Below are 24,150 nucleotides of genomic sequence, written 5' to 3' on the forward strand. Positions count from 1 at the left end.
GGAACGCACGATAGCGAATGGCCGGAGGCATTGCCTCCGGCCATTTCATGCCTCGAAGACGTCAGGCGGCGCGCGTTCCGCCAAGTGGCGCCAGCGCCTTGCCATCGGCGGCGAACAGATGGCAGTGGGACGGATCGACCTGCATCGCGACGGGGCTGTGCAGCGGGGTAGTGTCGGTGCCTTCGGTCTGCACGACAAGCCTGGCCGTCTCGCCGATATCGGCATGCAGGATAGTCAAGCCACCGAGCCGCTCGGCCAGCACCGCCTCGCCCTTGAACTGGCCCGCATCGGCGATGCGGATATGCTCCGGCCGGATGCCAAGCAGCAGTTCGCTGTCCGGCGCCAGCCCGCCCGCAGCGGCTGGAACGACCAGGCTGGCACCGCCCGGCAAGGCGACCGCAACGCCATTCCCATCCGCGGACACGACCCGCACCGGCAGTATGTTCATCTTCGGCGAGCCGATGAAGCCGGCAACGAAGACATTGGCCGGGCGGTTATAGAGATCGAGCGGAGAGCCGACCTGCTCGATCGTGCCGCCATTGAGGACGACGATCTTGTCTGCCATGGTCATCGCCTCGGTCTGGTCGTGCGTGACATAGACGATGGTGGCGGCGAGCCGCTCATGCAGTTGCATGAGTTCCAGCCGCATGTTGACGCGCAGTGCCGCATCAAGGTTCGACAGCGGCTCGTCGAACAGGAAGACTTTCGGCTGGCGCACGATGGCGCGGCCGATGGCGACGCGCTGGCGCTGGCCGCCGGACAGTTCCTTGGGCCGCCGGCCGAGCAGATGCGACAGCTGCAGCACGTCGGCCGCGGCCTTGACCTTGGCGTCTCGCTCGGCCACCGGCAGGCCGGCGATCTTCAGCGCGAAGCCCATGTTCTCGGCCACCGTCATATGCGGATAGAGCGCGTAGGACTGGAACACCATGGCAAGGCCGCGTTCGGACGGATCGACCTCGTTGATGCGCGCGCCGTCGAGCATGAGCTCGCCCGCTGTGATCTTCTCCAGCCCCGCGATCATGCGCAGCAGCGTCGACTTCCCGCAACCGGACGGGCCGACGAAGACGACGAACTCGCGGTCGCCGACATCGAGGTCGACGCCCTTGATGACCTCGGCGTTGCCATAGGACTTGCGCACGCCGCGCAACTTGAGCTCAGCCATTGAAGTCCCTCCTCTTGTCCGGATAGATGCTTGGCCCGACAGGCATGCGGGCGGCCAACGCATCCAAATCATCAAACAGCACAAGGCTGGCGGCGCCGACCAGCCCGGCATGGCGGCCGAGCTGCGCCTGGACCACCGGCACGTCGCGATAGGCACGCATGGCGCGTTGCCGAATGGTCGCCTCGATGACCGGATGCATCAGGTCGAGGCCATTGCCGATGCCGCCGCCGACGACCAGCACGTCGGGCGAATAGAGATGCAGAAGATTGGTGAAGCCGACGCCCAGCCAGCGGGCTTCCTCCTCGAGCAGGGCCAAAGCGAGATCGTCCTGCAACCGCGCCGCCTCGACCACATGGCGTCCCGTAACCTCGGCGTTGGCCGAAAGGCGACGCAGCGTCGAGCCATCGAATGCCGACGTCGCGGCGTTGGCGCGGCGGCCAAGTGCCGTGCCCGAGGCGACGGCCTCGAAACAGCCGACGACGCCGCACATGCAGCGCTCGCCTTCATTGGTGATGGTCATGTGGCCGATCTCGGCGGCAAGGCCGCGACGGCCGTGCAGGATGCGCCCATCGGCGACGACACCGCCGCCGATGCCGGTCGAGACCGTGACGAAGACCAGCGAGCGTGCGCCATGGCCGGCACCGAAGCGCCATTCGCCAAGTGCCGCGGCGTTGGCGTCGTTCTCCAGCCGCACCGGCAGGCCAAGCCGCCGCTCGAGCATGTCGGCCAGCGGGACGTCCTGCCAGCCGGCCAGCGTCGGCGGCCCGACGGCGATGCCGGCCAGCGGATCGAGCGGTCCAGGCGCGCCGACGCCGACGCCGACAATGGCAAGCCCCGGCGCCTCGGCATGCACGGAGGCGGCCAACGCCTCGATCTGGCCGATCACCACGTCGGGGCCGGCCTGCGCCTGCGTCGGCACGGCGGCGAAGGCCAGGATCTTGCCGTCGCGGTCGACCAGCGCGGCACGAAGCTCGGTACCGCCAAGATCGATCGCGAGGGCGGCCTCGGTGCTCATGCCGCGACCTTCAGCCCGTGCAGCCAGCCGATGCGACCGGCCAGATCCTTGTCGCCAAAGGCAAGCGAACCGAGCACCACGGTCTCGGCGCCGGCGGCACGCAGCAGCGGCACGGTCTCGTGGCGGATGCCGCCATCGGCGGCAAGAACGACGGCGTCCTCGCGACCAGCTTCTCGCAGGATGGCGCGGGCAGCACCCAGCCTGTCGCAGGCCGTCTCCGACAGGCCCTGGCCCTTCACGCCGATCGCGGTGCCCAGCAGCGTGACGAAGGCGACCTCGGAGACGAAAGGCTTCATCACCTCGACCGGCGTCTCCAGCCTCAGCACGACACCGGCTTCGGCGCCGAGCTCACGGGCCAGCCGTGCGGCGCGCAATCCCGCCTCGCCGTTTTCGGCATGGACGCTGATCATGTCGGCGCCGGCCTCAATGAACTGGCGCGTCTGCGCCTCGACGATTGCGGCATCGACCATCAGATGGACGTGGATGGGCTTCGCCGTCAGGCCGGCAATGCGGGCGACGAGATCGGGGAAGAACAGGAAGGACGGCGCGAAATGGCCGTCCGCCACATCGATGTGATGCAGATCGACATAAGGTTCGATGCGCTTCAGGTCGCTCTCGAAATTGGCGAGATTGGCCGACCAGAGCGAGAATTCGGCGATCAGGCGATCGCGCGGCAATGCGGCGATGGCGGCCGGGCCTGACAGAGGCTTTGAAGTCATGATTGGTCCTGGTTGTTGAAATTTCTGTCGAGAAAGGCGCCGATGGCGGCGCGGATTTCGGCGAAATGGCGATCCTTGTCGGTGGCCTTTGGCGTGACCTCGGCGAAGACCGCATTGCGGATGGTCTCGGCGAGCTCACGGGCGGTGGCCAAGGGATGGACGAGGTCGATGCCGCTGCCGATGATGAGCGTGGGTCTTGCGAGGCTGGCGGCTAGCGCCCGCGTCACGCCGGGCCCGTCATTGGCGATCGCCTGCATCACCTCGGCAAAGACATCAGCGTTTTCGCGCTGGAAGAAGCCGAGCAGCGAGGCGAGATTGTCCGGCGCTTCCGTGCGAAAGCGGGCCGATGTCGCGGAGGATGCGAAGGTGTCCCGGGCCTCAGCCAGTGGAAGCCGGCGGATGAGGTCCGCTACCTCCGTGTAAGGGCGCATGTTTTGCGGCGCCGCAGCGAAGGCCCAGGCGGGACGCACCAGCACCAGGCCAAGCACGCGGTCCGGGTGGCAGGCGGCAAGCCGCAACGCGATCGCCGCACCCATCGAGATGCCACCGGCGATGAAGCGGTCAAGCCCGGCCGCATCGGCGGCCGCCAACACGTCATCGGCGAACATCGCGATCGAGAACGGACGCTTGCTGCCAGCGCCGGAGCCGCCCTGCGCGCGGCACTCGACGGTCAGCCGGCGGCACGACGGGCCGTCAGGAAAATTCTGCGCCACCTGATTGGCATCGCCGCCGAGGCCGTGCTGGAAGACGACGGGAAGCTCGCCCTGTCCGGTGTCGAAGACACGAAGGGCGGCATCGTCGCGATGCATGACCGTCGGCGCGGCGCTCATCACAGCAGTCCCCGCAAGAAGGCGGCGACACCAGGCGCCTCACCAGCGGACAGGCCGTGGGTGACGAGCGCACCATCGAAACCCGCTCCCTTCAGCCGCGCGACGAAATCCGGAAAATCGACGATGCCTTGCCCTGCCGTGGCGAAGCGGCCGTCACCATGCCGATCCTTGGCGTGCGCCATGGCGATATGGCCGGCGGCCTCCTCGATCGCGTCCGCAACGATCGCACGCGCTTCGTCCGGCGTCGCGTGCTCGAACAGGTTCGCCGGATCGAGCACGATCTTGAGATGGCTGGAGCCCATGTCGGCGATCAGGCGCGTCGCATCCGCGGCGGAGGTGACGATATTGGCCTGCTCGGGCTCGATGCCGAGATCGACGCCGGCTTCTTCCGCCAACGCCAGCGCCTTCGCCATCTCGGCAGCCATGTCGGACCAGGCGGACGGTGTGGCATTGTCGGGATGATACGCCCATTGATCGGCGGCATTGCGCGAACCGGTGCAGAGCGTGACCAAGGGAATATCCAGGGCAGAAGCCGTCTCGATGACGACGGCAAGGCGCCGCAGGCCATCGTCACGCACGGCCTTGTCGGGATGCGCCATATTGTACGTGCCCGACAGGGCGACGAGCGAAACGCCTGATGATTGCGCGGCAGCGCGAATGGCTAAGATAGCTTGTTCTGGTACCGCATCCGGCATCGACGGCAGGCCGGCGCAAGCGAGATTGAACTGCGTCGTCTCGTATCCGGCCTGCTTCACCGCGGCCAGCACAGCGGCCGGGTCGCTGCCCGTGAAAGTCTTGGCGAAAATGCCGAGGCGCATCAGACCGCGCCCGAAACCGAGGCGAGTTCGACCCGCTCGCCGGATACAACCGAGCGGGCAATCGCCACCATGGCGCGGATCGAGGCGATACCGTCCTCGACATTGGCGCCGCGCATCGGCGCGCCGTTCAGTACGGTATCGGCAAGACCTTCCAGCTGGCGGCGGAAAAAATGGCCGTCGGCGCCGAGTGGTCTGCGCGAGGTCGCGTCCTTCTCATGGAAGATGTCGACCTCGCTGGCGCGGAAGTACCAGGGGTTGAACGTCTTGGCGATGACCGAACCGTTTTCGCCATAAAGCTGAAACCCCTCGTGCCAGTCCATGCGTACGGCCACCGTGAGATCAAGATGGCCGAGCGCGCCGCTGGCGAATTCGGTTTCGACGAACCAGCAATAGGCGCCGAAACGCTCGTTGAGGCGGGCGCGCACGGCGGTGATCTCGCCGCACAGGAAGCGCGCGGTATCGACGAGATGCGAGCCGTGCGCCAGCATGAAGTACTGCCGCAAATCGGCCTTTGGATTGCCCGAAGGTTTCCTCGCCAGCTTGCTGGTGACGGGCAGCGGCTGAATGGCGTCGGTGTTGGTGTAGCGATGGGTGGAATCGCAATACCAGGCCTTCAGCGCCAGCACCTCGCCCATCTCGTCGCGGACGAAGTCGCGGGCCGCCTCAAGCGCCGGGTCGAAGCGCTTCATGTGACCTACCTGCAGCACCTTTCCGGAGCGCTTCACCGCTGCCGCGAGAGCCTCGCCTTCCTCGACGGAGGTGCCGATCGGCTTTTCGCACAGAACATGCTTGCCGGCATCGAGCGCCTTGATCGACATCGGCACGTGATAGGCGTCTGACGTCGCCACGATCACCGCCTCCAGCTCGGGATCGGCGAGCATCGCGTCATAATCGGCATACATCTTCCGAGGCTCGTAGGTGGCGCCCATGCGGGCGAGCAGGTCGGGCGCCGCGTCGCAGATGGCGTAGAGGTCGGCATTTCCGGCCTTCGCGCAGGACTGCAAATGCGCGAACTGCGCGATGGGGCCGCAGCCGAGCACACCGACCCTGAGGCGTCTGTCTTGTTTCTTGATCATCGTCTCGTTCTTCAGGCGCCGTAGCCGCGCATTGTCTGGCGGTTGGTCTTGACCGCGCCGGCGGGATCGGCGGCGGCCGTCTCGGATTCCTCTTCCAGCACCAGCCAGCCGTTGAAACGCGGCGCGGTGTTCGCGATCTCGATGACCGTCTGGGTGTCGCAGACGCCCTTGCCCAGCATCGCCCAGGTACCGTCGGCGTCGACGTCCTTCAAATGGATATAGCGGATGCGGTCGCGGTAGGTGCGCAGCGTGTCGGCCATGTCCTTGTGGCCGCGCAATATGTGGCCGGTGTCCGGCACCCAGCCGACCAGGTCGGGGTCGAGCAAGGCAAAGATCCTGTCGTAATCGGCGCGGTCGAACAGCAGCGTGTTGTGATGCGAGCTCGGATGCACCGCCACCTGGACGCCCGCCTTGCGGCCAAGCTCGCCGGCCTTGTTGTAAATCTCGGCGGCGATGGCGAACTTGTCATCGCGCGGCCCTTCGGACACCACGGTTGCCGACCCCATCGACACCAGCGCGCCGGGAAAGGCGGAAGCGAAATCGATCCAGCGCTGCGCCGCCTCGAGGTCGGCGCCGATCTCCTCCTTGAGCGTGAAACCGCTCTTCGAACCGAAGGCGAAGGAGACGAGCGTCAGGCCGGACGATTTCAGCGCGGCGGCGAACTGCGACGGCCGATCGGCATAGCGGCCGATCATGGTGTCGGTGATCTCGATGCCGGCATAGCCGCCATCGGCGATCGCCTTCAACAGATCGTCGGGGCCGCCGGTCCAGGCTTTTCCAAGCATTTCCCAGGTGAAGGTCTGGCAGCCGACCTTGAGCTTCGTCTGTGTCATGTCGTTCATTCCTTGACGCCGCCCTGGGTCAATCCCTCGATGATGTGGCGCTGGAAGAACAGCACCAGAAGGATCAGGGGCACGGTCACCACGGCGGAGGCCGCGGCGATGTCGCCCCAGGGGACGTAATAGAGGTTGGTGAAGTTGGCGATGCCGACCGGGATCGTCTGCCGGTCGATGTTGGAAGTGAAGGCGAGCGCGAACAGGAATTCGTTCCACGCGGTGATGAAGGCAAGCAGGCCTGTCGTCACCAGGCTCGGCAGCGACATCGGCAGGATGATGCGCCAGAGCAGGCCGGGAACGCTGACGCCATCCATGCGCGCCGCCTCGTCGATCTCGCGCGGCAGGGTCTCGAAATAGCCGAACAGCACCCAGGTGACGAGCGGCAGGCCGAGCGCCAGATAGGTGATGATCAGCGCCGTGTAGGTGTCGAGCAGGCCGAGATTGGTGGCGACGAGATAGAGCGGGCCGACCAGCGCGATCTGCGGGAACATCGACACCGACAGGATGACCATGAGGACGCCGAAGCGGCCCTTGATGTTGAGCCGCGACAGCGCGAAGGCGGCCAGCGAGCCGACAAACAAGCACAGGAAGGTCGTCGCCAGCGAGACCACCAGCGAGTTCCAGACATAGCGGTGAAGCTGCTTCTCGAAAAAGGCGTTGTAATAATGCTCCAGCGTGAAGGGATGCGGGATCAGCGACGGCGATCCCGAGGTCAGCATCTTGTCGAGCTGGAAGGAGGTCGAGAACTGCCAGAGGAAAGGACCGCCCGACCAGATGAGGATCAGCAAGGCGCCGGCATAGATGGCGAAGCTCTGCAGCGGTGAGCGCGTCTCGTTCATTGCGCCCTCCTGATCTGGCGGACAAGGAAGACGACGAAGACCAGCGCGATGATGCCCTCGGTGATGAACATCGCTGTCGACACGGCCGAGCCGTAGCCGAACTGCAGCGTCGAGAAGAGCACCTTGTAGGACAGCGTCGACAGCGTCTCGGTGGAATCGGCGGGGCCGCCGCCGGTCAAGACATAGACGAGGTCGAAAACGCGGAAGGCATCGAGCGCGCGAAACAGGCCTGCTATCAGCAAGGTTGGCATCAGGAGCGGCAAGCGGATATGCCAGAAGGTGATCCAGCCCTTGGCGCCGTCCATGCGTGCCGCCTCGATCAGCGAATTGGGCACCGTCTGCAGACCGGTCAGAAGCAGCAGCGCCATGAACGGCGTCGTCTTCCAGACATCAGCGATGATGATGGTGATCATCGCCGTGTCGGGTGAGCCGTACCAGTTGATGTTCTGGTCGATCAGCCCGGCATGCAGGAGGATGTAGTTGACGATGCCGTTTTGGCCGTCGAACAGCCAGCCGAACATCTTTGAGGTGACGACGGTAGGCATCGCCCAGGGCACCAGCATGGCCGCGCGGACAAGCCCTCGCCCCTTGAAGGCCTCGCACAGGATCAGCGCCATGCCGAGCCCGATCACCGTCTCCAGCACCGTCGAGGCGGCAGTGAACCCCATTGTGTGCCACCAGGCGTTCCAGAACTGCGGGTCGCCCCACAGCTGCGCATAGTTGGAAAAGCCGATGAAATCCTGATCCTGCGTGATCAGCGAGGTGTTGGTGAGCGAAAGATAGAGCCCGTTGACGATCGGGTAGAAGGAGACCGACGCCAGCGACACGAAGGCCGGCGTCAGCAGGATGAGGGCCCAGAAGGCGCCGGGGAGCGCCCTGCCAAGCCGCCGCGGCCGGCCGGCGCCTGGAATGGTGGCGGCCGCGGTCATGGTCAGGCGACGATCTTGTTGATCTGGTCGGCGAGCGTGTCCATCTCGGCCTGGACCTTGCCCGAAACCAGCGCCTTGGAGATGCCGGACTGCAAGGCAAGCGTCACGTTGGCGTATTGCGGCGTGATCGGCCGCGCCGTGGCACCGGTGAACACTTTCTCCAGGCTCGCCATGAAGGGCTGTTCCTTCTTGATCTGCTCGTCCTGGAACAACGCCGGCCGTGTCGGCGCCAGGCCAAAATTCAGCGCGATGCGGTGCTGGGTCTCGGTCGACGACAGCCAGGTGAGCAGCTCGATCGCGGCCTCGCGCTGCTTGGAGTTGGCATTGACGCCAAGCTGGTAGCCGCCGAGGCAGGCCGAGCTCTTGCCGCCGGGGAACGACGGCAGCGGTGCCACGCCAACCTTGTCAACGACCTGCGAAGCCTTGGCATCCTGCGCGATCGGGTAGACATAGGACCAGTTGCGCATGAACATCGCCTTGCCGGAGGTGAAGGGCTGGCGTGACGGCTCCTCGTCCCAGGACAGCACGTCCTGCGGGCTGATCTTGGTGGTTGCGATGGTGTCGTGCAGGAACTGGATCGCCTCGACCGCACCCTTCTGGTTGATCAGCGACGACTTGCCGTCGGGCGCCAGGATCGCGCCATTGTTGGAGGTGATGATCTCGACGGCGTCGCAGACCAGGACCTCGGCCTGCTTGCCCTGCCAGAGATAGCCGAAGTCGACATCACCGGCCTTTTGCGCCGCAGCGGCGATGGTGGCCATGTCGGCCCAGTTTTCCGGCACCTTGCCGCCATGCTTTTCCAGCACATCCTTGCGGTAATAGAACATGCCCGAATCCATGAACCAGGGAAGGGCCGTGAGCTTGCCGCCATAGGTACAGGCGTTAAGGGTTCCAGTGAAGTAGGCGCTGCGCTTGTCGGCCGGGAAATACTCGTCCAATGGCAGCGCCCATCCGGCGGCGGCAAAGCCGGCGATCCAGATCACGTCCTGGCTGAAGACGTCGGGCGTGCCGTTGCGCCGGGCGAGCTGCTGCACCAGGCCTTGGTAGACTTCGGTCGAAGAGCTCGGCGGCGGCAACTCGATGTTCTTGACCAGGATGCGGTCCTGCGATTCGTTGAAGGCCTTGATCAAGTCGCCGAAGGTCTCCTTGCCGAAGAAGGCCGCGCTGGCGAAGCTGATTTCGGCGCGCGACTGGGCACGGGCGCGGCCAATGCCGAGGGACGTCCCCGCCCCGAATGCGGCCGCGCCGAGCAGGCCGGCGGAACCGATGAGAAACTGGCGACGATCGGCGATCGTCACATGACCCACAGGCTTAGGTGCGGCGGTCGGCCGTTTTTTCATATCTGTCATTTTCTCCTCCTAGGGCTGGCAGCCTCCCGATGTCGCGCCAGCATTTTCGCATGTTCTATAAAAATTTTACGCGCGTCAATATTTAAAATGTTGTATAGCGTTTTTCGAAGGCGATCCATTGCCAGGGCAGTGGATTCGAGAAAGCATGACCATGTAGGGAGGAGCGATCGAAAATGCAGGCAAAATCAAAGGCAAAGCTCGCAATCGGCGTTATCGGATGCGGCAACATCTCGATGACCTATCTGCGCAATGCCGCCCTCTTTGGTGGAATCGAACTGCGCGCCTGCGCCGATATCTCCGCCGACATGGCGGCGCTGCGGGCGAAGGAATATGGCATCGAGGCGCTTGGCGTCGATGCGCTGCTGGCCGACCCCGAGATCGATCTTGTGCTTAACCTGACCATTCCCGCCGCGCATTTCGACATTTCGTTTTCCGCTCTTTCGGCGGGAAAACACGTCTTCACCGAAAAGCCGCTCGCGACGTCGGCCAGCGACGGGCGGCGGCTGGTGGCGGAAGCGGCCAAGCGGGGCGTCCTGCTCGGCTCGGCGCCTGATACCTTCCTCGGCGCCGCCGGCCGCCGGGCGCGGCGCCTGATGGATGAGGGCGCCATCGGCCGCCCGGTCACCGGCACCGCCTTCATGATGGGGCGCGGCATGGAGCATTGGCACCCCAACCCGCAATTCTACTACCAGCCAGGCGGCGGCCCGGTGTTCGACATGGGCCCCTATTATCTGACCATGCTGGTCAATCTGCTTGGCCCCGTCTCGCGCGTCATGGCGATGGCGACGCGCGGCCAGGAGGAACGCCTGATCACCGCCGAGGGACCGTTCAAGAACACCACCTTCAAGGTCGGCACGCCGACAAATGTGCTGTCGCTGCTCGAATTCCGTTCCGGCGCCACCATTACCTTCGGCGCTTCATGGGACGTCTTCAAGCATTCCAACCATCCGATCGAACTGCATGGCACGGAAGGTTCGCTGCGCCTGCCCGATCCCGACACGTTCGGCGGCACCGTCTCGCTGTCCGAACGTGGCGCGGAGTGGAAGGATTTCGCCAGCGAAAGCGAACTCTACGGCGCTCGCAACTGGCCCTATGCAGCACCCGACCGCGCCAACTACCGCATGCTCGGCGTCGCCGATCTCGTGCGCTCTATGAAGACAGGAGCAACGCCTCGCGCCTCCGGCAATCTGGCGCTGCATGTGCTTGAGATCATGGAAGCGATCCTGCGTTCGGGCGAAACCAAAAGCTCGGTCGCCATTGCCGGCGACGTCGTCCAGCCGGCGCTGCTGACTGAGGACGAGGCAAGCAGCCTGCTCGCATAGGCCCTTTGTTTTCACGCAATTCCGGACGGAAAACCGCCGTACACTTTTCCTGGAATTGCTTTCGACGGAGATGGCGATGACGCTCGATCCTGATGCCTTGCGCGCCCTCGAAATCGGCCGTGCGGCCGGTGGCGAGCCGTTCGAGAACGGCAGTGTGGCGGCGGCACGGGCCGCCTACGGCGCTTCCTTCCCGACGCAGCAGGGCGAGCACGAGCCGGTCGCGGCAACCTCGCAGCGGCACATCGACGGGCCGAACGGCCCGGTCACGATCCGCGTCCATCGCGGCATCGGAGCGCCGCGGACAGGGGCGCGTGCAGTACTCTATCTGCATGGCGGTGGCTGGGTCATCGGAAATCTCTGCTCGCATGACGAGATCTGCCGCTGGCTCGCCAATCTGGCTAACGCCGTCATCGTCTGCCCCGATTATCGGCTGGCGCCGGAGCACACGTTTCCCGCCGGGCTCGAGGATTGCACGGCGGCGCTCCGCTTCATGGCGGAAAACGCCGGAGAGCTTGGCATCGATCCGGCGCGCATCACCGTCGCTGGTGACAGCGCCGGCGGCAACCTTGCCGCCGTTCTGGCCTTGCTCGCCCGGGACAGGCTAGCGCCACCGCTTGCCGCCCAGATCCTGATCTATCCCAACACCGATGCGCGCCAGACGGCGGACAGCTACCGACGTTTCGGCGACGGCTTCGGGCTCACGGCAGCCACCATGGCCTGGTTTCGCGACCACTATGTGCGAACGCCGGACGACATCACGGACTGGCGCGTCTCGCCGCTGCTTGCATCAAGCATGGCTGGCGCCGCACCGGCGTTTGTCGTGATCGCCGGCCACGACATCCTCGCCGACGAAGGGACGGCCTATGCCGAACGCCTGCGCGTCGAAGGGGTGCCGCTGGTCCTGCGGCACTGGCCGGGTCAGATTCACGGCTTCGTCTCGATGGGACGTCACATTCTGGCGGCGCGACAAGCGGTGAGCGAGGCGGCGGCCTGGCTGCAGTTGCAGACGCGCGCTCAGGCCGACTGACGCATCACCAGCGTCGCGCCGAGCTTGACGTTGCGCGCCATCTCCTGCCCGGGTGAACCCGCATCGTCCAGCAAGGCCAACAGGATCTCGACGCTACGGCCGGCCATGGCGGCAAAATCCTGCGCCATGGTGGTCAGTGCCGGACAGGTGTAGCGGCTCAGTGGATGATCGTCATGGGCGGCGACACGGAAATCGCAATCGGCCCGGCGGCCGATCTTCAGCCCGCGCGAAAAGGCGGCAGACATGACACCGAAGGCGAGACGGTCGTTCGCGCACAACAGCGTGCGGGCCGGCAGGCCGCCCTTCTCGAGTGTCCTGTCCATCCATTCATGGCCGATACGCTCGAAATCCCAGCTGTAGTCGCCCGCTGCCTTGAGAATGACGGGTTCCAGGCCGGCGGCTAGCATCGTCTCGATGTAGCCCTGCAGGCGTTCCCCGGAATTGTGGTTGACGTGCGGAATGTCGACATAGACCGGCGGTTCGCCGGACCGGCAGAGATAGTCGACGATGGTCGAGATGCTCTGGTGGTTGTCGTTGCCGACGAAAGGCGTGTCGCCCTCGATGTAGGTGTCGAAATAGACGATCGGAATGTCCTCGCTCATCCGCTCGAAGACGCCGGGTTCGGAGACCAACCCCAGCGGAGCGACAATGGCGCCGGCAACCTTCAGCGACAGCAGCGTCTTGACCGATTCCGCCTCCAGTTTCGGCGAACCGTGCGAGGAGATGACGATCGGCCAGAACCCCTCGTCGCGGCAGCGCAGTTCGATGCGGCTGACCATTTCGGCATAGAATGGATCGGTGAGCGCCGGCACGACGATGCCGACATTGCGGGTGCGCTTGCGGTTGAGATTGCGCGCGAAAACATTCGGCTGATAATCCGATGAACGCAGTGCTGCCTCGATGCGCGCCCGGGTCGCCGGCTTCACGCTCGCCGGATCGTCGAAATATTTCGACAGGGTCGGCCGTGATACGCCGGACGCCCTGGCGAAATCATCCATCGTGCGGTGGGTCTTCTCCGCCATCGATATTTCCAGCCCCTTTGCCCCGCGCCCGCCGACAACCTTCCGGTCGGGCCAGAATCAGTCCTGCGACCGTTGCCGTCAGGCAGCATTGCTCGACCGAATTTGTTCAGTCAAATTTTCACGTTTCCACTACAATGCAAAAGCATTGCGCACGTCAAATTATTTATTGACGCTCCGAAAACCGCAACCTAGGCTTTGGCCTTGTACGGACGTGGAGAAGGCGCTCGGCAACCGGCCGCGGGGCAGTCTGGGAATGGTGAGGACATGAAGAAACTGGTTTGCGCCGGCGAGATCCTGGTCGAGATCATGGCCGAGCGGATCGGCCAGAGTTTCCTTGCCCCCGGCCCTCTGGTCGGCCCGTTTCCCTCCGGCGCGCCGGCGATCTTCATCGACCAGGCGGCGCGGCTCGGCCAGCCGGCGGGCCTGATCGCAGCCGTCGGCGATGACGATTTCGGCCATTTGAACATCGAGCGCCTGCGCGCCGACGGCGCCGACATCTCGGCCATCAAGGTCCACCGTGGCGCCGCCACGGGCACAGCCTTCGTCACCTATGAGACCGACGGCAGCCGGCACTTCGTCTACAACATCAAGCAGAGTGCCGCCGGCCTTATCGAGATCGGCGCCGAGGCGCGCGCGCTGCTGGCCGGCGCCGACCATTTTCACGTCATGGGCACGTCACTGTTCTCGCCCGAGGTGATCGAGGTGGCGCGCAACGGGATCGAAACTGTCAAGGCGCGCGGCGGTACCGTTTCCTTCGACCCCAACATCCGCAAGGAGATGCTCGATCTGCCGGGCCTGCGCGATGCACTGCATTTCGTGCTGTCGAAGACCGATGTCTTCCTGCCGAGCGGTCCGGAACTGTTCATCTTCGCCAAAGCGGCCGACGAGGAAAACGCGGCGCGTGAAATGCTGGATCGCGGTATCTCCACCGTGGTCGTCAAGAAAGGCGCGCAAGGCGCCGTTCATTACGACCAGACCGGACGGACCGCGTCACCGGGCTTCGTCGTCGACGAAATCGACCCGACCGGCGCCGGGGATTGTTTCGCCGCGGCCTTCGTCTCCTTCTGGCTGCGCGCAGAAGCGCCCGAGAAGGCGCTGCGCATCGCCAATAGCTGCGGCGCGCTGGCGGTGACCAAGAAGGGCCCGATGGAGGGCATCGCCTCGCTTGCCGCCGTCGAAGCCTTCCTTGCGACCGCCAAGACCGGAGCGCCAGTATGAGCCGGGCTACGGACGGGTTGTCGGCCATAGCGGCGGACCGGGCGGCGGGCGAACGCCGTGGCATAACCTCGATCTGTTCGGCTCATCCGCTGGTGATCGAAGCGGCGCTGCGCCACGGCAAGGCGCGCGACGCCGATGTGCTGATCGAGGCCACCTGCAACCAGGTGAACCACGAGGGCGGTTATACCGGCATGACGCCAAGGGATTTCCGCCGCTTCGTCGAGACGGTCGCCGGCAAGGTCGGCTTCCCCCTGGAGAGGCTGGTGCTCGGCGGCGACCATCTCGGCCCCAATCCATGGAAACACCTGCCGGCGCCCGAGGCGATGGCCAAGGCCTCGCGCATGGTCGACGCCTATGCCGAGGCCGGCTTCACCAAGATCCATCTCGACGCCAGCATGGGTTGTGCCGGCGAAGGTGCCGCACCTGCCGATGCGACGGTCGCCGCGCGCGCCGCCGAACTGGCGGAAGTGGCCGAGGCCGCGACCGAACGCAGCGGCGGCCCCAAGCCGGTCTATGTCATCGGCACCGAAGTGCCGGTGCCGGGCGGCGCCCTGGAAGCAATGGACCATCTGGCGGTGACCACACCGGAAGCCGCGCGTGAAACCGTGCGTGTCCACCGCGATGCCTTCAGCCGGCGAGGTCTCGACCAGGCCTTTTCGCGGGCGATCGGTGTCGTCGTGCAGCCGGGTGTCGAATTCGGCAATGCCGAGGTGATCACCTATGAACCGGAACACGCCCGTGCATTGGGCGATACGTTGCGGGACCTGCCGCAATTTGTCTTCGAGGCGCATTCGACGGACTACCAGCCGATTTCGGCGCTGACCGCGCTGGTCGATGACGGCTTCGCCATCCTCAAGGTCGGGCCATGGCTGACCTTCGCGCTGCGCGAAGCGCTCTACGGTTTGAGCCATATCGCCGAGGTTCTGGTTCCCGACCGGACGCGCGAAACCCTGCCGGCGGCGATGGATCGCGTCATGCTGGCGGCGCCGGACAATTGGAAGAATTACTATCACGGCTCCGAGGCTGAGCAACGGATCGAACGCCATTTCTCCTACAGCGACCGCATCCGCTATTACTGGCCGGCGCCGGCGGCCCAGCAGGCCGTGGATGCGCTTATGCAGGCGCTCGGCGATCGTGACATCCCCCTGCCCCTCATCAGCCAGTATCTCGGCCGTCTCGACGGCGCGGTGGCGACCCGGTCCGTGGCGCCAAAAGCCGGAGAATTGCTGATCGCCAGCGTAACGGACGTTCTCGACATCTACGCGCGCGCAACCGGCTGACCATGGCTACGGCCTGGGCATCAGGACCAGCGCGCCAGTCGTGCGGCGCGACTCCAGATCGCGGTGCGCATTGGCGGCATCGGCGAGACCGTAGCGCGTCGGTGCCTCAACCTTGACCACGCCCTGGCGAAGCGCCTGGAAGAACCTGGCGACGTGCGGCTCAAGTTTTTCCGGTGTGTCGGTGAAATGGGCATAGTTGGGCCGCGAAATGGTCAGCGACTTCGACGCGAAGCGGCCGATATCCCAATTGCCGATCGGCCCGGAGGCCTGGCCGAAGCTGACGAGATGGCCGCGCACGGCAAGGGCCGCGAGCGAGCCGGCGAAGGTGTCGTTGCCGACGGCGTCATAGGCGACGTCGGCTCCCCTGCCCCCTGTCAGCCGCATGACGGCATCGGCGAAATTTTCGCGGGAATAAACGATGACATGGTGCGCGCCGAGACGTTCGACGGTGCGTGCCTTGTCGTCGCTCGAAACGGTCGCGATCACCGTCGCGCCGAGATGACGCGCCCATTGCACCAGCAACTGGCCGATGCCGCCGGCCGCCGCATGGATGAGGACGATTTCGCCCGGCTTGACGGCATGAACGTCGTGCAGCAGGAAGCTCGCGCTCACGCCCTTGAGCAGGCCTGCGGCGGCGATCTCATCGGTGATGTCGTCCGAAAGATGAACCAGCAATTCAGGCGCCATGTTGCGCCGCTCGCTGTAGGCGCCGACCGGCGGACAGGCATAGGCGACGCGGTCGCCGGCCGAAAAGCCGGACACCGCCGAGCCGACTGCCTCGATGATGCCGGCCGCTTCCATGCCGGGCACGCCGGGCGGCTTCAAAAGGTCGAAAAACCCGGTGCGACAATAGACGTCGATGAAATTGACGCCGATCACCGTGTGACGGATCCGCACTTCGTTCGGCGCCGGCGGCGGCAGTTCGATGTCCCTGAGCCGCAACTCCTCCGGTCCGCCGTAACGCTCGACAACGATCGCAGGGGTCGTTGCGGTCTGGCCAGGCGCGATCCTTGGCGCCGCACGCGCCATGTCGATGGACGGCCCCGGCGCAACAATTGCCTGGGACGGTCTCGTCTCGACTGGCGAGCCTACGCTCCTGCGCTTCAGAAGATTGCGCACCGCCGCGAAGCCGGCCTGATAGATGTCCTCGGTGACCAGCCTGACCAGTTCGTCGCGGCGATGCGCCGGCGGCTGGAATTCAGAGCGCCACTCCCAGAAGGTGGCATTGCCGTCGGTCACCGGCTTAAGCCGGATCGAGGCGACATAGCCCATCAGAGGCAGCGGCGCTTCGAGCAGGCAGTAGCTCAGCCGGCGGTCCCTGTCGGATAGTGCCAGCAATTGCTCGCGCAATTCGCCGCCGTCGTTCAGCCGAAAGTGGCGCACGGCGCCAACCGCATCGACCGCTTCGCCGCCCTCGATCTCGCTGAAGGCGATCGCCGGATGCCAGCGGTCATGGCCGTTGAAATCGCGCAGGATCGCCCAGACCTCGTCAACCGGTGCCTCGATGATCGTGCTCTGGCAAACCTTGACCATCGGCCGGCGTCAGCGCCCGAACCGGTGTTTCAGCGCTCTCAGTGCGGTCTGGAAGACGCCATTGCCGATCTGATGCACCAAGGCCGCCTCGCGATCGGGCGCGCAGTCGAACTCCGCCTGCCACTCGGCGAGCGTCAGGTTGCCGTCGGTGATCGGCGTCAGCGACAGGGTGGCGACATAGTTCTCCACCGCCATCGGGCTTTCGAGGATCGCGTAGCTGCACGACAGGTCGTAGTCGGACAGCGCCAGCAGCCTTTCGCGGATGCGGCCGCCGTCCTTGAGCGTGAAACTCCTGATGCAGCCGATCTGGTCGGCCTGCGCGTTCTGCTCGATGCGGCTCTCGGCGACGAACGGCGCCCAGCTCGGCAATGCGTTGAAGTTGCGCACAAGCTTCCAGACTTCCGCGGCGGGAGCCGGAATGACCGAAGAGACATAGACCTTGGTCATGCTTGCGAGCCGGCTGTGGGCATGGCCGTTCGCGCATGCATTGTCTCGCCCCGGGCCAGCTCGACCCTTGCTTGGCAGTCATCGCGAACCGACGCAGCATGGCGATCAGGCGCAAGACATGGTCTCGCACGGCCCAACCAAACGCAAGAGAACACCGCCCTCACCTCAATGATCGCGGTCGTCATCGTCGTCCTTGGCGGCCTTTCCCTTGCCCTTCTTGTCGCGGGTCAGGCTGGAAATGTCCTTGGCATCGCGCAGCACGTCGGTCATGCGGCCGAGCGAGCCGCCCTCGATGCCGATCTCCTTCATCAGATTGTCGATCATCGGTGCCTGCACCCGGTAGCGCAGCGCGGAGTCGATGACCTCGTCGGTGACGTTGCGGTTGCCGCCGGTGCCGCCGTTGAGGCCGTCGACATGCAGGATCTTGATGCCGTCGATCTTCTCCATCGGCTTGACGCTTTCGCGGATGATGCCTTCCATGTGGTCAAGCAGCTTGCCGCGCAGGCGCCCGGCGCGGGCCTCGTTCGACAGCAGGTTCTCGGCCTCGTTGAGCTGGCGATGGCCCGATGCGTCGACCTCGTAGCGCTGGGCCGCGGCAAGGGCGTGGATCTTCTCCGCTTCCGCCGAAGCGACTGCGGCGATCTTCTGCGCTTCCGCCAGGCTTTTCGCCGCCTTCATCTCGGCATCCGCGGCGGACGTGATGCGCAGCGCCTCGCGCTCTGCCTCGCGCTGCGCGCCGATCAGGTCGGTCAGCTTGCGGCGCTCGGCGATCTCGCGTTCGCGGGCGGTGAAAGCCTGTTCCTCGGCCTGGACGGCCTTGGCGCGTACCGCCTCGGAGGCCGCGATCGCCGAGGACCGTTCCTGCGTCTTCTTGGCGATGTCGATCGCCTTCTGGATCTCCGCGATCTCGATCTTCTGGTCGCGTTCGACGCCGAGTTGCCTGATATCGCGATCCTTGATCAGCCGCGCTTCCTCTATGCCGCGCTCGGTGGTGATGCGGGCGCGCTCGACCTCCTCACTCGCCGAAATCTCGGCCTCCTCGAACGCCTGGCGCTTGGCGATCTGCAGCGCTTCAAGGTGACGCTCGCGTTCGATGCGGACCTCGTCCACCACCCGTTCCTGCGCGATTCGCGCCGTCTCGGTGGCCTGGTTCTCGACGATCTCGGCACGGCGTTTTTCCGCCTCGGCCCGGGTCACTTCCAGCGCCTTTTCGGCGAGCGCGATCTGGCGTTCCAGTTCAGCCACTTCGAGCAGTTTCTTGCGTTCGATCTCGAGCTTGCTTTGCGCGCCCTCACGCTCGATGCGGGCCTTTTCCAACGACAGTTCGAGCGCGATCTGCTCGCGCTCGGTCAGTTCGCGCATCTTCATCTCGGTCTCGTCGAGCGAACGGCGGCGCGCGATCTCGCGGCGTTGCGTGTCTTCCTCGCTCTTGATGCGCTCCTCGGTGATGTTGCGCTCCTGGTTGAGCCGCGATTTTTCGACGGCCTCGCGCGACGAGAGCTGTGCCTGCTCGGATTCCTGGTCACGCAACGCACGCTCAATGGCCAATTCAGACCGCTGCGCGGCGCGGCGGATCTCGACCTCGCGTTCCTGTTCGAGGCGCGCGTATTCGGTGTCGCGGTCGATCTCCAGCACCTTGCGCTGTGTGTCGAGGTTCTGGTTGCGGATGTCGACCAGCGTGCGCTGTTCGATCTCGTTGCGCATGCGGCGGCGGGTCTCGATCGATTCCGTCAGTTGCGTCAGACCCTCGGCGTCGAAGGCGTTGGAGGGATCGAAATATTCGAGGCTGGTCTGGTCGAGGTCGACGATGGCGACGCTCTCCAACTCGAGCCCGTTGGCCGCGAGCGACTCCTCGGCGAGCCTGCGCACCTTGGCGGCATAGTCGCCGCGCAACTCATGCATCTCTTCCAGCGTCATCTGGGCGGCGACGGTGCGCAGCGCGCCGGCGAACTTGCCTTCCAGCAATTCGCGCAGGCTGTCGGGCTGCAGCGTGCGGCGGCCAAGCGTCTGCGCGGCAGCGGCCACCAGTTCGCGGCTGGCGCCAACGCGCACGAAGAACTCGGCGATCAGGTCGACGCGCATGCGGTTGCGGGTGATCAGCGCCAGCGCATCCTCGCGGCGCACCTCGATGCGCAGCACGTTCATGCTGACCGGAGTGATCTCGTGCAGGACCGGGATGACGAAGGCACCGCCGTTGACCACCACCTTCTCACCCATGAAGCCGGTTCGCACGAACGCCGTCTCCTTGGTCGAGCGGCGATAGAGCCAGCGCAAGACGTAAACGGCGATCACCACGACGACCGCGGCAATGATCAGCCACAACAGGAAAGCGCCAAAGGTCTGCGCGTCCATGATCTATCCTCCCCAAGACAATGCGGTCGGCACGGGGCGACCGGCGATATTTTCAAACATCCACCCGCATGGTGGCGAAGTCCAATTCTTCATGCCCGCCTCTGCAGCTTCGGCGTGACCGCGTGGAATGCAGCGATCGCCGCGTCGACGAAAGGCGTGTCGTTGATGTTGGCCCGCACCCGCTCGACATGGCGCAAGGGCGTGCGGCGCACCGTCTTCTCGATCGCCTCGAACAAAGCGTTGTCGGCTTCCGGGTCATGAAAGGGCTGACCGGGCGCGTCGAGCATCGAGACACCGCCCTCCGGCAGCAGGAAGCGCACCGGACCGTTCATGGCGTTGAGCCGCGTGCCGATCCATTCCCCGAAGGCGCGGTTTTCGTCGCGCGTGGTGCGCATCAGCGTGACGTTGGGATTGTGGATGACGAATTTGCGGCTGCGGAATTTCTCCGGCACGCCGTCGCGCGGCCCGAAATTGACCATGTCGAGCGCGCCCGTCGAACCGACATAGGGCAAACCAGTCCGGATCGCAGCACCGAAGCGATCCTCCGTCGCCGGGAACACGCCGCCAACGATCATGTCGGCCACTTCCGTGGTGGTGAGGTCGAGGAAGGCCGACAGCAGCCGGGAGTCGCCGAGGTTTTCCATCGCCCGCCCGCCAATGCCCGTGGCGTGGAAGACGAGGCAGTCATAGTCGGCTTCGAGGCGTTTCGTGACAGCTTGCACCAAAGGTGTGGTGACGCCGAACATGGTGATACCGACGGCCGGCCGCGCCAGCTTGCGTCTTGCTTCCCAGGCCTCGGCATTGGGCAGTTGCGCGACCATGCCGGCCATGGCGTGCGCTGCGTTGGACAACACCTGTTCGGTGATCGAGTTCAGCCCCTGAACATCGGCGACCGAATGGAACATCATGATGTCGGCGCCGCCGACATATTTGGCGACATCGCCGGCCGCCACCGTCGAGACCATCAGCTTGGGGATGCCGACCGGCAGCACGCGCATGCCTGCCGTCGCCAGCGTTGTGCCGCCGGAACCGCCGGCCGAGATGACGCCGCCGATGCGTGGCTCACGCTCGATCCAGCGTGCGAAAGCTTCCGCCATGGCGCTGACCGAGCCGCCGCGATCATTGGTGAAGACGGCGGAGGATCCACGCGCGTGCATGCCGGCCACCTGCATGGCGGGCACATCGGCGCTGGCCGGTTTTCCCGATGTCGACAGGTCGACGGTGCGCACGGGCAGACCAAGCGACTTCAGCCGGTCGGCAACGAAGCGCAATTCCTTGCCCTTGGTGTCGAAGGTGCCGACGATCAGCACGGTCCTGCCGATGCGTTCGGCGAAGGGGATGGCGAAGACCTTCTTCAAGTCGTCCTGCGGTGCGGTCTTGTCGACCGCGGCCTGTCGCAATTCGGTGACCGGCACGTTCCAGCGATTGGGCATTTCGGTGACCGGTCGATAGACGCCGCTCCGCGGCATCGGTTCGGTCGTACCGGCGCCAGCCCTGTCGACGCGATAGACTTCCGCCAGTTGGTCCCGGGCCTGCGCGGCTTCCGCCGGCGTGACCGGTGCCTCCTCGGCATGGCGGCCGACGCCGAGCAGCCGTTGCTGCAACTCACGGTCGGCGGCGAGCGCCTTGGCGTCCATCAGCCGGTTGATGCGGCCATTGACCATGATGGCGACCTGGTTCGAGACCGCGGTCGCCACGCCGATATTCTGTTCGATGACCAGCACCGCCATCTCGCCTTCGGCGGCGAGGTCGATCAGCATGCGCTCGACCTGGTCGACGATGACCGGCGCCAGGCCTTCGGTCGGCTCGTCCATGACCAGCAGTTTAGGATCGCTGAGCAGCGCCCGCGAAATCGCCAGCATCTGCTGTTCGCCGCCCGACAGCTGCGAGCCGCCATTGGCGCGGCGTTCGGCGAGCCGTGGAAAGGTCTGGTAGACGCGCTCGACCGTCCAGCTGGCATCGCGCCTGTTGCCGGCGGCCAGACGCAGATGCTCGTCGACGGTCAGGCTCGGCCAGACACGGCGCCCCTGCGGGACATAGCCGACGCCGAGGCGGTGGATTTCGTGCGGCTCAAGAGAGGTGATCTCCCGGCCATCGACGCGGATCGAACCTGACTTCGCCCGTTTCAGCCCAACGATGGTGTTGCAGAGCGTCGACTTGCCCATGCCGTTGCGGCCGACCACCGACAGCACGCCGCTTTCCAGCGTCAGCGACACGCCCTGCAGCGCATGGCTCTCGCCATAGAAAACCTGCAGGTCGTCTATGCGCAGCATTGCCTTCGCGATCTTTCCGGGACGCTCAGCCATGCTTGCCCCCGAGATAGATCTCCTGGACTTCCGGATCGGCTTCGATCTCCCGCGGCGTGCCTTCCTTGAACAGGCGGCCATTGTGCATCATCGAGACATATTCCGAGACGCGCAGCGCGACATCGAGATCATGCTCGATGATGATGTAGCCGATATGCTTCGGCAGCGCGTTGAGGATGGCGACGAGGTCGCGACGTTCGGTCGGCGACAGGCCGGCCGCCGGCTCGTCGAACAGGATGAAGCGCGGCGCGCCCGCCAGCGCCAGCGCGATCTCCAACTGGCGCTGCTGGCCATGGCTCAGCGTCGCCACCAGCGTGTCGCGATAGGCTTCGAGGTGCACGGCGTTGAGGATCGATTCCGCCTGCACCATGTTGACGTCGGTCGTGGCCGGACGCAGCAGCGAAAACCGCCGACGCGAGACGCCCCGGCAGGCGAGAAAGATGGAATCGAGAACCGACAGGCCCTTGAACAGTTGCGAGATCTGGTAGGTGCGGCGCAGGCCGCGCCGGATGCGCTCGTGGGGAGGCAGATCGGTGATGTCCTCGCCGAAGAAGCGGATGCGCCCCGCCGTCGGCAGGAAATCGCCGGTGACGGCGTTGAACAGGGTCGTCTTGCCGGCGCCGTTGGAGCCGAGGACCGCGCGCCGTTCGCCGGCCGCGATCCTCATGGTGATGCCCGAGAGCGCCACCAGCGCCCCGAAATGCCGCGCCACGCCATCAAGCTCCAGCGCATAGGCGCCGGTGCTCTGGAGACGGTTTGCTGCGAAGCTTTCGGTCACTGGCGGCTGCACTCAATCGTGGTGTTACGGGCAGCTCGGATTGTCGCGGTTGACCGCGCCGAGCTTCATGAACTCGTCTTCGGGAATGCCGAGCGTCTGGTTGACCTGCGGCACGACCTTGACCAGCTTGTTGAGGAGATTGCCGTCGGCGCCTTCAGTGACCTCGGTCAGGAAGATGTCGGCGATGGCATTGCGGTTCTTGTCGAGCGACACCTTGCCCGTCGGCGTGTCGAAGGACAGCTTCGACAGCGCGTCGCGCAGCTTCTTGCCGCCATCGGAGACATCGCCGCCAACCTGGTCGAGACCAAGCAGCGTCGCCTTCATGTCGACATAGTAGCCATGAGCGAACAGCGAGGGCGACGGAAACGCACCCGGCTGCTTCTTGTAGGCCTCGACGAAGGCCTTCCAGGCCGGCGCGTCGTTGGTGTCGGCGGTCGGGCCAGCGGATGGCGTGCCCTTCAGCACTTCCTTCAGCTTGCCTTTCGACGTCAGCACGGTCTGGTCGACAGTGATCGAGCCGCCGATCAGCGGCGCGGTGCCGCCACCCTGCTGGTACTGGGTCAGGAAGTTGACCGCATCGGCGCCGCCGAGCGCGACGTAGATTGCGTCGACATCCTCAGGAATGGCGGCGATGACCGAGGAAAAGTCCTTGTTGCCGATCGGCACCCAGGATTTCGACGGCACATGGCCGCCGGCCTTGCAGAACTCGGCCATGAAGCCGAACACCTGCGTGTAGGGGAAGGAGTAATCCTCGGCGACGGTGGCGACCTTCTTGTAGCCCTTGTCCTTGAAGGCATAGGTGCCGAGGCCGGCCATCCACTGCGCGCCATCGGTCGAGAAACGGAAGAAGTTCTCAGCCGGGTCGCGCAGCGTGGTGTCCTGCGCCGCCGATGTGCCGTTGATGAAGGTCACGTTCGGCTGCGTCTTGGCGTAGTCCTTGACGGCGATGCCCTCGTCGCCCGAAAGCGGGCCGACCAGCACCTTGACGCCGTCCTGCTCGACCAGCTTGCGCGCCGCGCGCACGGCGCTGTCGGGCGAGGCATCGGACGAGCCCTTGACGATCTCGATCTTCTTGCCAGCGACGGTGCCGTTCATCTCGGCAACGGCGGTCATGGCGCCGCGCTCGCCGTCCTCGCCGAGCACCGTGAACGGGCCTTCGAAGGTTGCGAGCAGGCCGATCTTGATGGTGTCGTCGGCAGCCAGCGCCATCGAAGGCGCGGTCAGCCCGGTGAATACCGCCAGCGCCAGCAATGTCCGTCTATGCATTCTCATCGTTTTCCTCCCTTTGATTT

The 24,150-nt window shown here is 65.2% G+C and carries 21 protein-coding genes; 4 read left to right on the top strand and 17 right to left on the bottom strand.

Annotation, left to right across the window (positions count from 1 at the left end; genetic code table 11):
- Positions 1–61 precede the first annotated feature (61 nt).
- The 10 genes from ugpC to EB230_RS26920 are packed head-to-tail and all read right to left on the bottom strand — an operon-like array spanning position 62 to position 9,573.
- The gene (gene ugpC / locus EB230_RS26875; protein ID WP_056564490.1) at positions 62–1,162 is read right to left on the bottom strand and encodes a sn-glycerol-3-phosphate ABC transporter ATP-binding protein UgpC; all 1,101 of its coding nucleotides are present in this window, start codon (positions 1,160–1,162) and stop codon (positions 62–64) included.
- Complete coding sequence (locus EB230_RS26880; protein ID WP_056564493.1) at positions 1,155–2,177, bottom strand: ROK family protein; 1,023 nt, start codon at positions 2,175–2,177, stop codon at positions 1,155–1,157. The genes ugpC and EB230_RS26880 overlap by 8 nt, the downstream gene beginning before the upstream one ends.
- Positions 2,174–2,896, bottom strand: a complete 723-nt coding sequence (locus EB230_RS26885; RefSeq protein WP_056564496.1) for a ribulose-phosphate 3-epimerase — start codon at positions 2,894–2,896, stop codon at positions 2,174–2,176. Before EB230_RS26885 ends, EB230_RS26880 begins: the two co-directional genes overlap by 4 nt.
- Positions 2,893–3,726, bottom strand: a complete 834-nt coding sequence (locus EB230_RS26890) for an alpha/beta hydrolase (protein WP_056564500.1) — start codon at positions 3,724–3,726, stop codon at positions 2,893–2,895. Before EB230_RS26890 ends, EB230_RS26885 begins: the two co-directional genes overlap by 4 nt.
- On the bottom strand, positions 3,726–4,544 hold the full coding sequence (locus tag EB230_RS26895; RefSeq protein ID WP_056564504.1) for a sugar phosphate isomerase/epimerase: 819 nt from the start codon (positions 4,542–4,544) through the stop codon (positions 3,726–3,728). Before EB230_RS26895 ends, EB230_RS26890 begins: the two co-directional genes overlap by 1 nt.
- Entirely contained in the window at positions 4,544–5,620 is a 1,077-nt protein-coding gene (locus EB230_RS26900; protein ID WP_056564508.1) for a Gfo/Idh/MocA family oxidoreductase, read from the bottom strand. Before EB230_RS26900 ends, EB230_RS26895 begins: the two co-directional genes overlap by 1 nt.
- An 11-nt stretch (positions 5,621–5,631) precedes the next feature.
- The gene (locus tag EB230_RS26905; RefSeq protein WP_056565692.1) at positions 5,632–6,453 is read right to left on the bottom strand and encodes a sugar phosphate isomerase/epimerase; all 822 of its coding nucleotides are present in this window, start codon (positions 6,451–6,453) and stop codon (positions 5,632–5,634) included.
- Positions 6,454–6,458: 5 nt separating this feature from the next.
- A complete protein-coding gene (locus EB230_RS26910) occupies positions 6,459–7,295 on the bottom strand; it encodes a carbohydrate ABC transporter permease (protein ID WP_056564514.1) in 837 nt (278 codons plus the stop codon).
- Positions 7,292–8,224 carry a sugar ABC transporter permease gene (locus EB230_RS26915; protein WP_056564517.1) on the bottom strand — a complete coding sequence of 311 codons (933 nt, stop codon included), beginning with the start codon at positions 8,222–8,224 and terminating at the stop codon, positions 7,292–7,294. The genes EB230_RS26910 and EB230_RS26915 overlap by 4 nt, the downstream gene beginning before the upstream one ends.
- Positions 8,225–8,226: 2 nt before the next feature.
- Positions 8,227–9,573: an ABC transporter substrate-binding protein gene (locus EB230_RS26920; protein ID WP_172374262.1), complete on the bottom strand. Its 1,347-nt coding sequence runs from the start codon at positions 9,571–9,573 to the stop codon at positions 8,227–8,229.
- Between the two features lie 173 nt (positions 9,574–9,746).
- Between EB230_RS26920 and EB230_RS26925 the strand changes: the two genes are divergently transcribed.
- Both EB230_RS26925 and EB230_RS26930 read left to right on the top strand, forming a co-directional pair.
- Positions 9,747–10,895: a Gfo/Idh/MocA family oxidoreductase gene (locus EB230_RS26925; protein WP_172374263.1), complete on the top strand. Its 1,149-nt coding sequence runs from the start codon at positions 9,747–9,749 to the stop codon at positions 10,893–10,895.
- Between the two features lie 76 nt (positions 10,896–10,971).
- Positions 10,972–11,922, top strand: coding sequence for an alpha/beta hydrolase (locus tag EB230_RS26930; RefSeq protein ID WP_082582532.1), 951 nt, complete (start codon positions 10,972–10,974; stop codon positions 11,920–11,922).
- On the opposite strand, the gene EB230_RS26935 is transcribed toward EB230_RS26930, so the two are convergent.
- The gene (locus tag EB230_RS26935) at positions 11,910–12,944 is read right to left on the bottom strand and encodes a LacI family DNA-binding transcriptional regulator (RefSeq protein WP_056564528.1); all 1,035 of its coding nucleotides are present in this window, start codon (positions 12,942–12,944) and stop codon (positions 11,910–11,912) included. The genes EB230_RS26930 and EB230_RS26935 overlap by 13 nt on opposite strands.
- A gap of 264 nt (positions 12,945–13,208) precedes the next feature.
- Here EB230_RS26935 and EB230_RS26940 point away from each other — a divergent pair, with 264 nt between their 5' ends.
- Both EB230_RS26940 and EB230_RS26945 read left to right on the top strand, forming a co-directional pair.
- Complete coding sequence (locus EB230_RS26940; protein WP_056564531.1) at positions 13,209–14,162, top strand: sugar kinase; 954 nt, start codon at positions 13,209–13,211, stop codon at positions 14,160–14,162.
- A complete protein-coding gene (locus tag EB230_RS26945) occupies positions 14,159–15,442 on the top strand; it encodes a D-tagatose-bisphosphate aldolase, class II, non-catalytic subunit (RefSeq protein WP_056564534.1) in 1,284 nt (427 codons plus the stop codon). Before EB230_RS26940 ends, EB230_RS26945 begins: the two co-directional genes overlap by 4 nt.
- Positions 15,443–15,448: 6 nt before the next feature.
- Here the strand turns inward: EB230_RS26945 and EB230_RS26950 are convergent, their stop codons facing one another.
- From EB230_RS26950 to EB230_RS26980, 6 genes are all read right to left on the bottom strand, one after another.
- On the bottom strand, positions 15,449–16,975 hold the full coding sequence (locus tag EB230_RS26950; protein WP_082582527.1) for a zinc-binding dehydrogenase: 1,527 nt from the start codon (positions 16,973–16,975) through the stop codon (positions 15,449–15,451).
- A gap of 9 nt (positions 16,976–16,984) precedes the next feature.
- Positions 16,985–17,422, bottom strand: a complete 438-nt coding sequence (locus tag EB230_RS26960; protein WP_172374264.1) for an SRPBCC family protein — start codon at positions 17,420–17,422, stop codon at positions 16,985–16,987.
- Positions 17,423–17,587: 165 nt separating this feature from the next.
- Positions 17,588–19,774 (bottom strand): flotillin family protein, encoded by a 2,187-nt coding sequence (locus EB230_RS26965; protein WP_172374265.1) that lies wholly within the window; start codon positions 19,772–19,774, stop codon positions 17,588–17,590.
- 89 nt (positions 19,775–19,863) lie between these two features.
- Entirely contained in the window at positions 19,864–22,080 is a 2,217-nt protein-coding gene (locus EB230_RS26970) for an ABC transporter permease (protein WP_172374266.1), read from the bottom strand.
- The gene (locus EB230_RS26975; protein ID WP_056565703.1) at positions 22,073–22,858 is read right to left on the bottom strand and encodes an ABC transporter ATP-binding protein; all 786 of its coding nucleotides are present in this window, start codon (positions 22,856–22,858) and stop codon (positions 22,073–22,075) included. Before EB230_RS26975 ends, EB230_RS26970 begins: the two co-directional genes overlap by 8 nt.
- A 24-nt stretch (positions 22,859–22,882) precedes the next feature.
- Positions 22,883–24,130, bottom strand: a complete 1,248-nt coding sequence (locus tag EB230_RS26980) for an ABC transporter substrate-binding protein (protein WP_056564548.1) — start codon at positions 24,128–24,130, stop codon at positions 22,883–22,885.
- Between the last annotated feature and the right edge of the window lie 20 nt (positions 24,131–24,150).

Source organism: Mesorhizobium sp. NZP2234, from assembly GCF_013170765.1.
Classification (GTDB): Bacteria; Pseudomonadota; Alphaproteobacteria; order Rhizobiales; family Rhizobiaceae; genus Mesorhizobium; species Mesorhizobium loti_D.

Coding starts and splice junctions, on each gene's coding strand:
- ugpC (WP_056564490.1), bottom strand. CDS start 1,162: ATGGCTGAGCTCAAGTTGCGCGGCGTGCGCAAGTCCTATGGCAACGCC.
- EB230_RS26880 (WP_056564493.1), bottom strand. CDS start 2,177: ATGAGCACCGAGGCCGCCCTCGCGATCGATCTTGGCGGTACCGAGCTT.
- EB230_RS26885 (WP_056564496.1), bottom strand. CDS start 2,896: ATGACTTCAAAGCCTCTGTCAGGCCCGGCCGCCATCGCCGCATTGCCG.
- EB230_RS26890 (WP_056564500.1), bottom strand. CDS start 3,726: ATGAGCGCCGCGCCGACGGTCATGCATCGCGACGATGCCGCCCTTCGT.
- EB230_RS26895 (WP_056564504.1), bottom strand. CDS start 4,544: ATGCGCCTCGGCATTTTCGCCAAGACTTTCACGGGCAGCGACCCGGCC.
- EB230_RS26900 (WP_056564508.1), bottom strand. CDS start 5,620: ATGATCAAGAAACAAGACAGACGCCTCAGGGTCGGTGTGCTCGGCTGC.
- EB230_RS26905 (WP_056565692.1), bottom strand. CDS start 6,453: ATGACACAGACGAAGCTCAAGGTCGGCTGCCAGACCTTCACCTGGGAA.
- EB230_RS26910 (WP_056564514.1), bottom strand. CDS start 7,295: ATGAACGAGACGCGCTCACCGCTGCAGAGCTTCGCCATCTATGCCGGC.
- EB230_RS26915 (WP_056564517.1), bottom strand. CDS start 8,224: ATGACCGCGGCCGCCACCATTCCAGGCGCCGGCCGGCCGCGGCGGCTT.
- EB230_RS26920 (WP_172374262.1), bottom strand. CDS start 9,573: ATGACAGATATGAAAAAACGGCCGACCGCCGCACCTAAGCCTGTGGGT.
- EB230_RS26925 (WP_172374263.1), top strand. CDS start 9,747: ATGCAGGCAAAATCAAAGGCAAAGCTCGCAATCGGCGTTATCGGATGC.
- EB230_RS26930 (WP_082582532.1), top strand. CDS start 10,972: ATGACGCTCGATCCTGATGCCTTGCGCGCCCTCGAAATCGGCCGTGCG.
- EB230_RS26935 (WP_056564528.1), bottom strand. CDS start 12,944: ATGGCGGAGAAGACCCACCGCACGATGGATGATTTCGCCAGGGCGTCC.
- EB230_RS26940 (WP_056564531.1), top strand. CDS start 13,209: ATGAAGAAACTGGTTTGCGCCGGCGAGATCCTGGTCGAGATCATGGCC.
- EB230_RS26945 (WP_056564534.1), top strand. CDS start 14,159: ATGAGCCGGGCTACGGACGGGTTGTCGGCCATAGCGGCGGACCGGGCG.
- EB230_RS26950 (WP_082582527.1), bottom strand. CDS start 16,975: ATGGTCAAGGTTTGCCAGAGCACGATCATCGAGGCACCGGTTGACGAG.
- EB230_RS26960 (WP_172374264.1), bottom strand. CDS start 17,422: ATGACCAAGGTCTATGTCTCTTCGGTCATTCCGGCTCCCGCCGCGGAA.
- EB230_RS26965 (WP_172374265.1), bottom strand. CDS start 19,774: ATGGACGCGCAGACCTTTGGCGCTTTCCTGTTGTGGCTGATCATTGCC.
- EB230_RS26970 (WP_172374266.1), bottom strand. CDS start 22,080: ATGGCTGAGCGTCCCGGAAAGATCGCGAAGGCAATGCTGCGCATAGAC.
- EB230_RS26980 (WP_056564548.1), bottom strand. CDS start 24,130: ATGAGAATGCATAGACGGACATTGCTGGCGCTGGCGGTATTCACCGGG.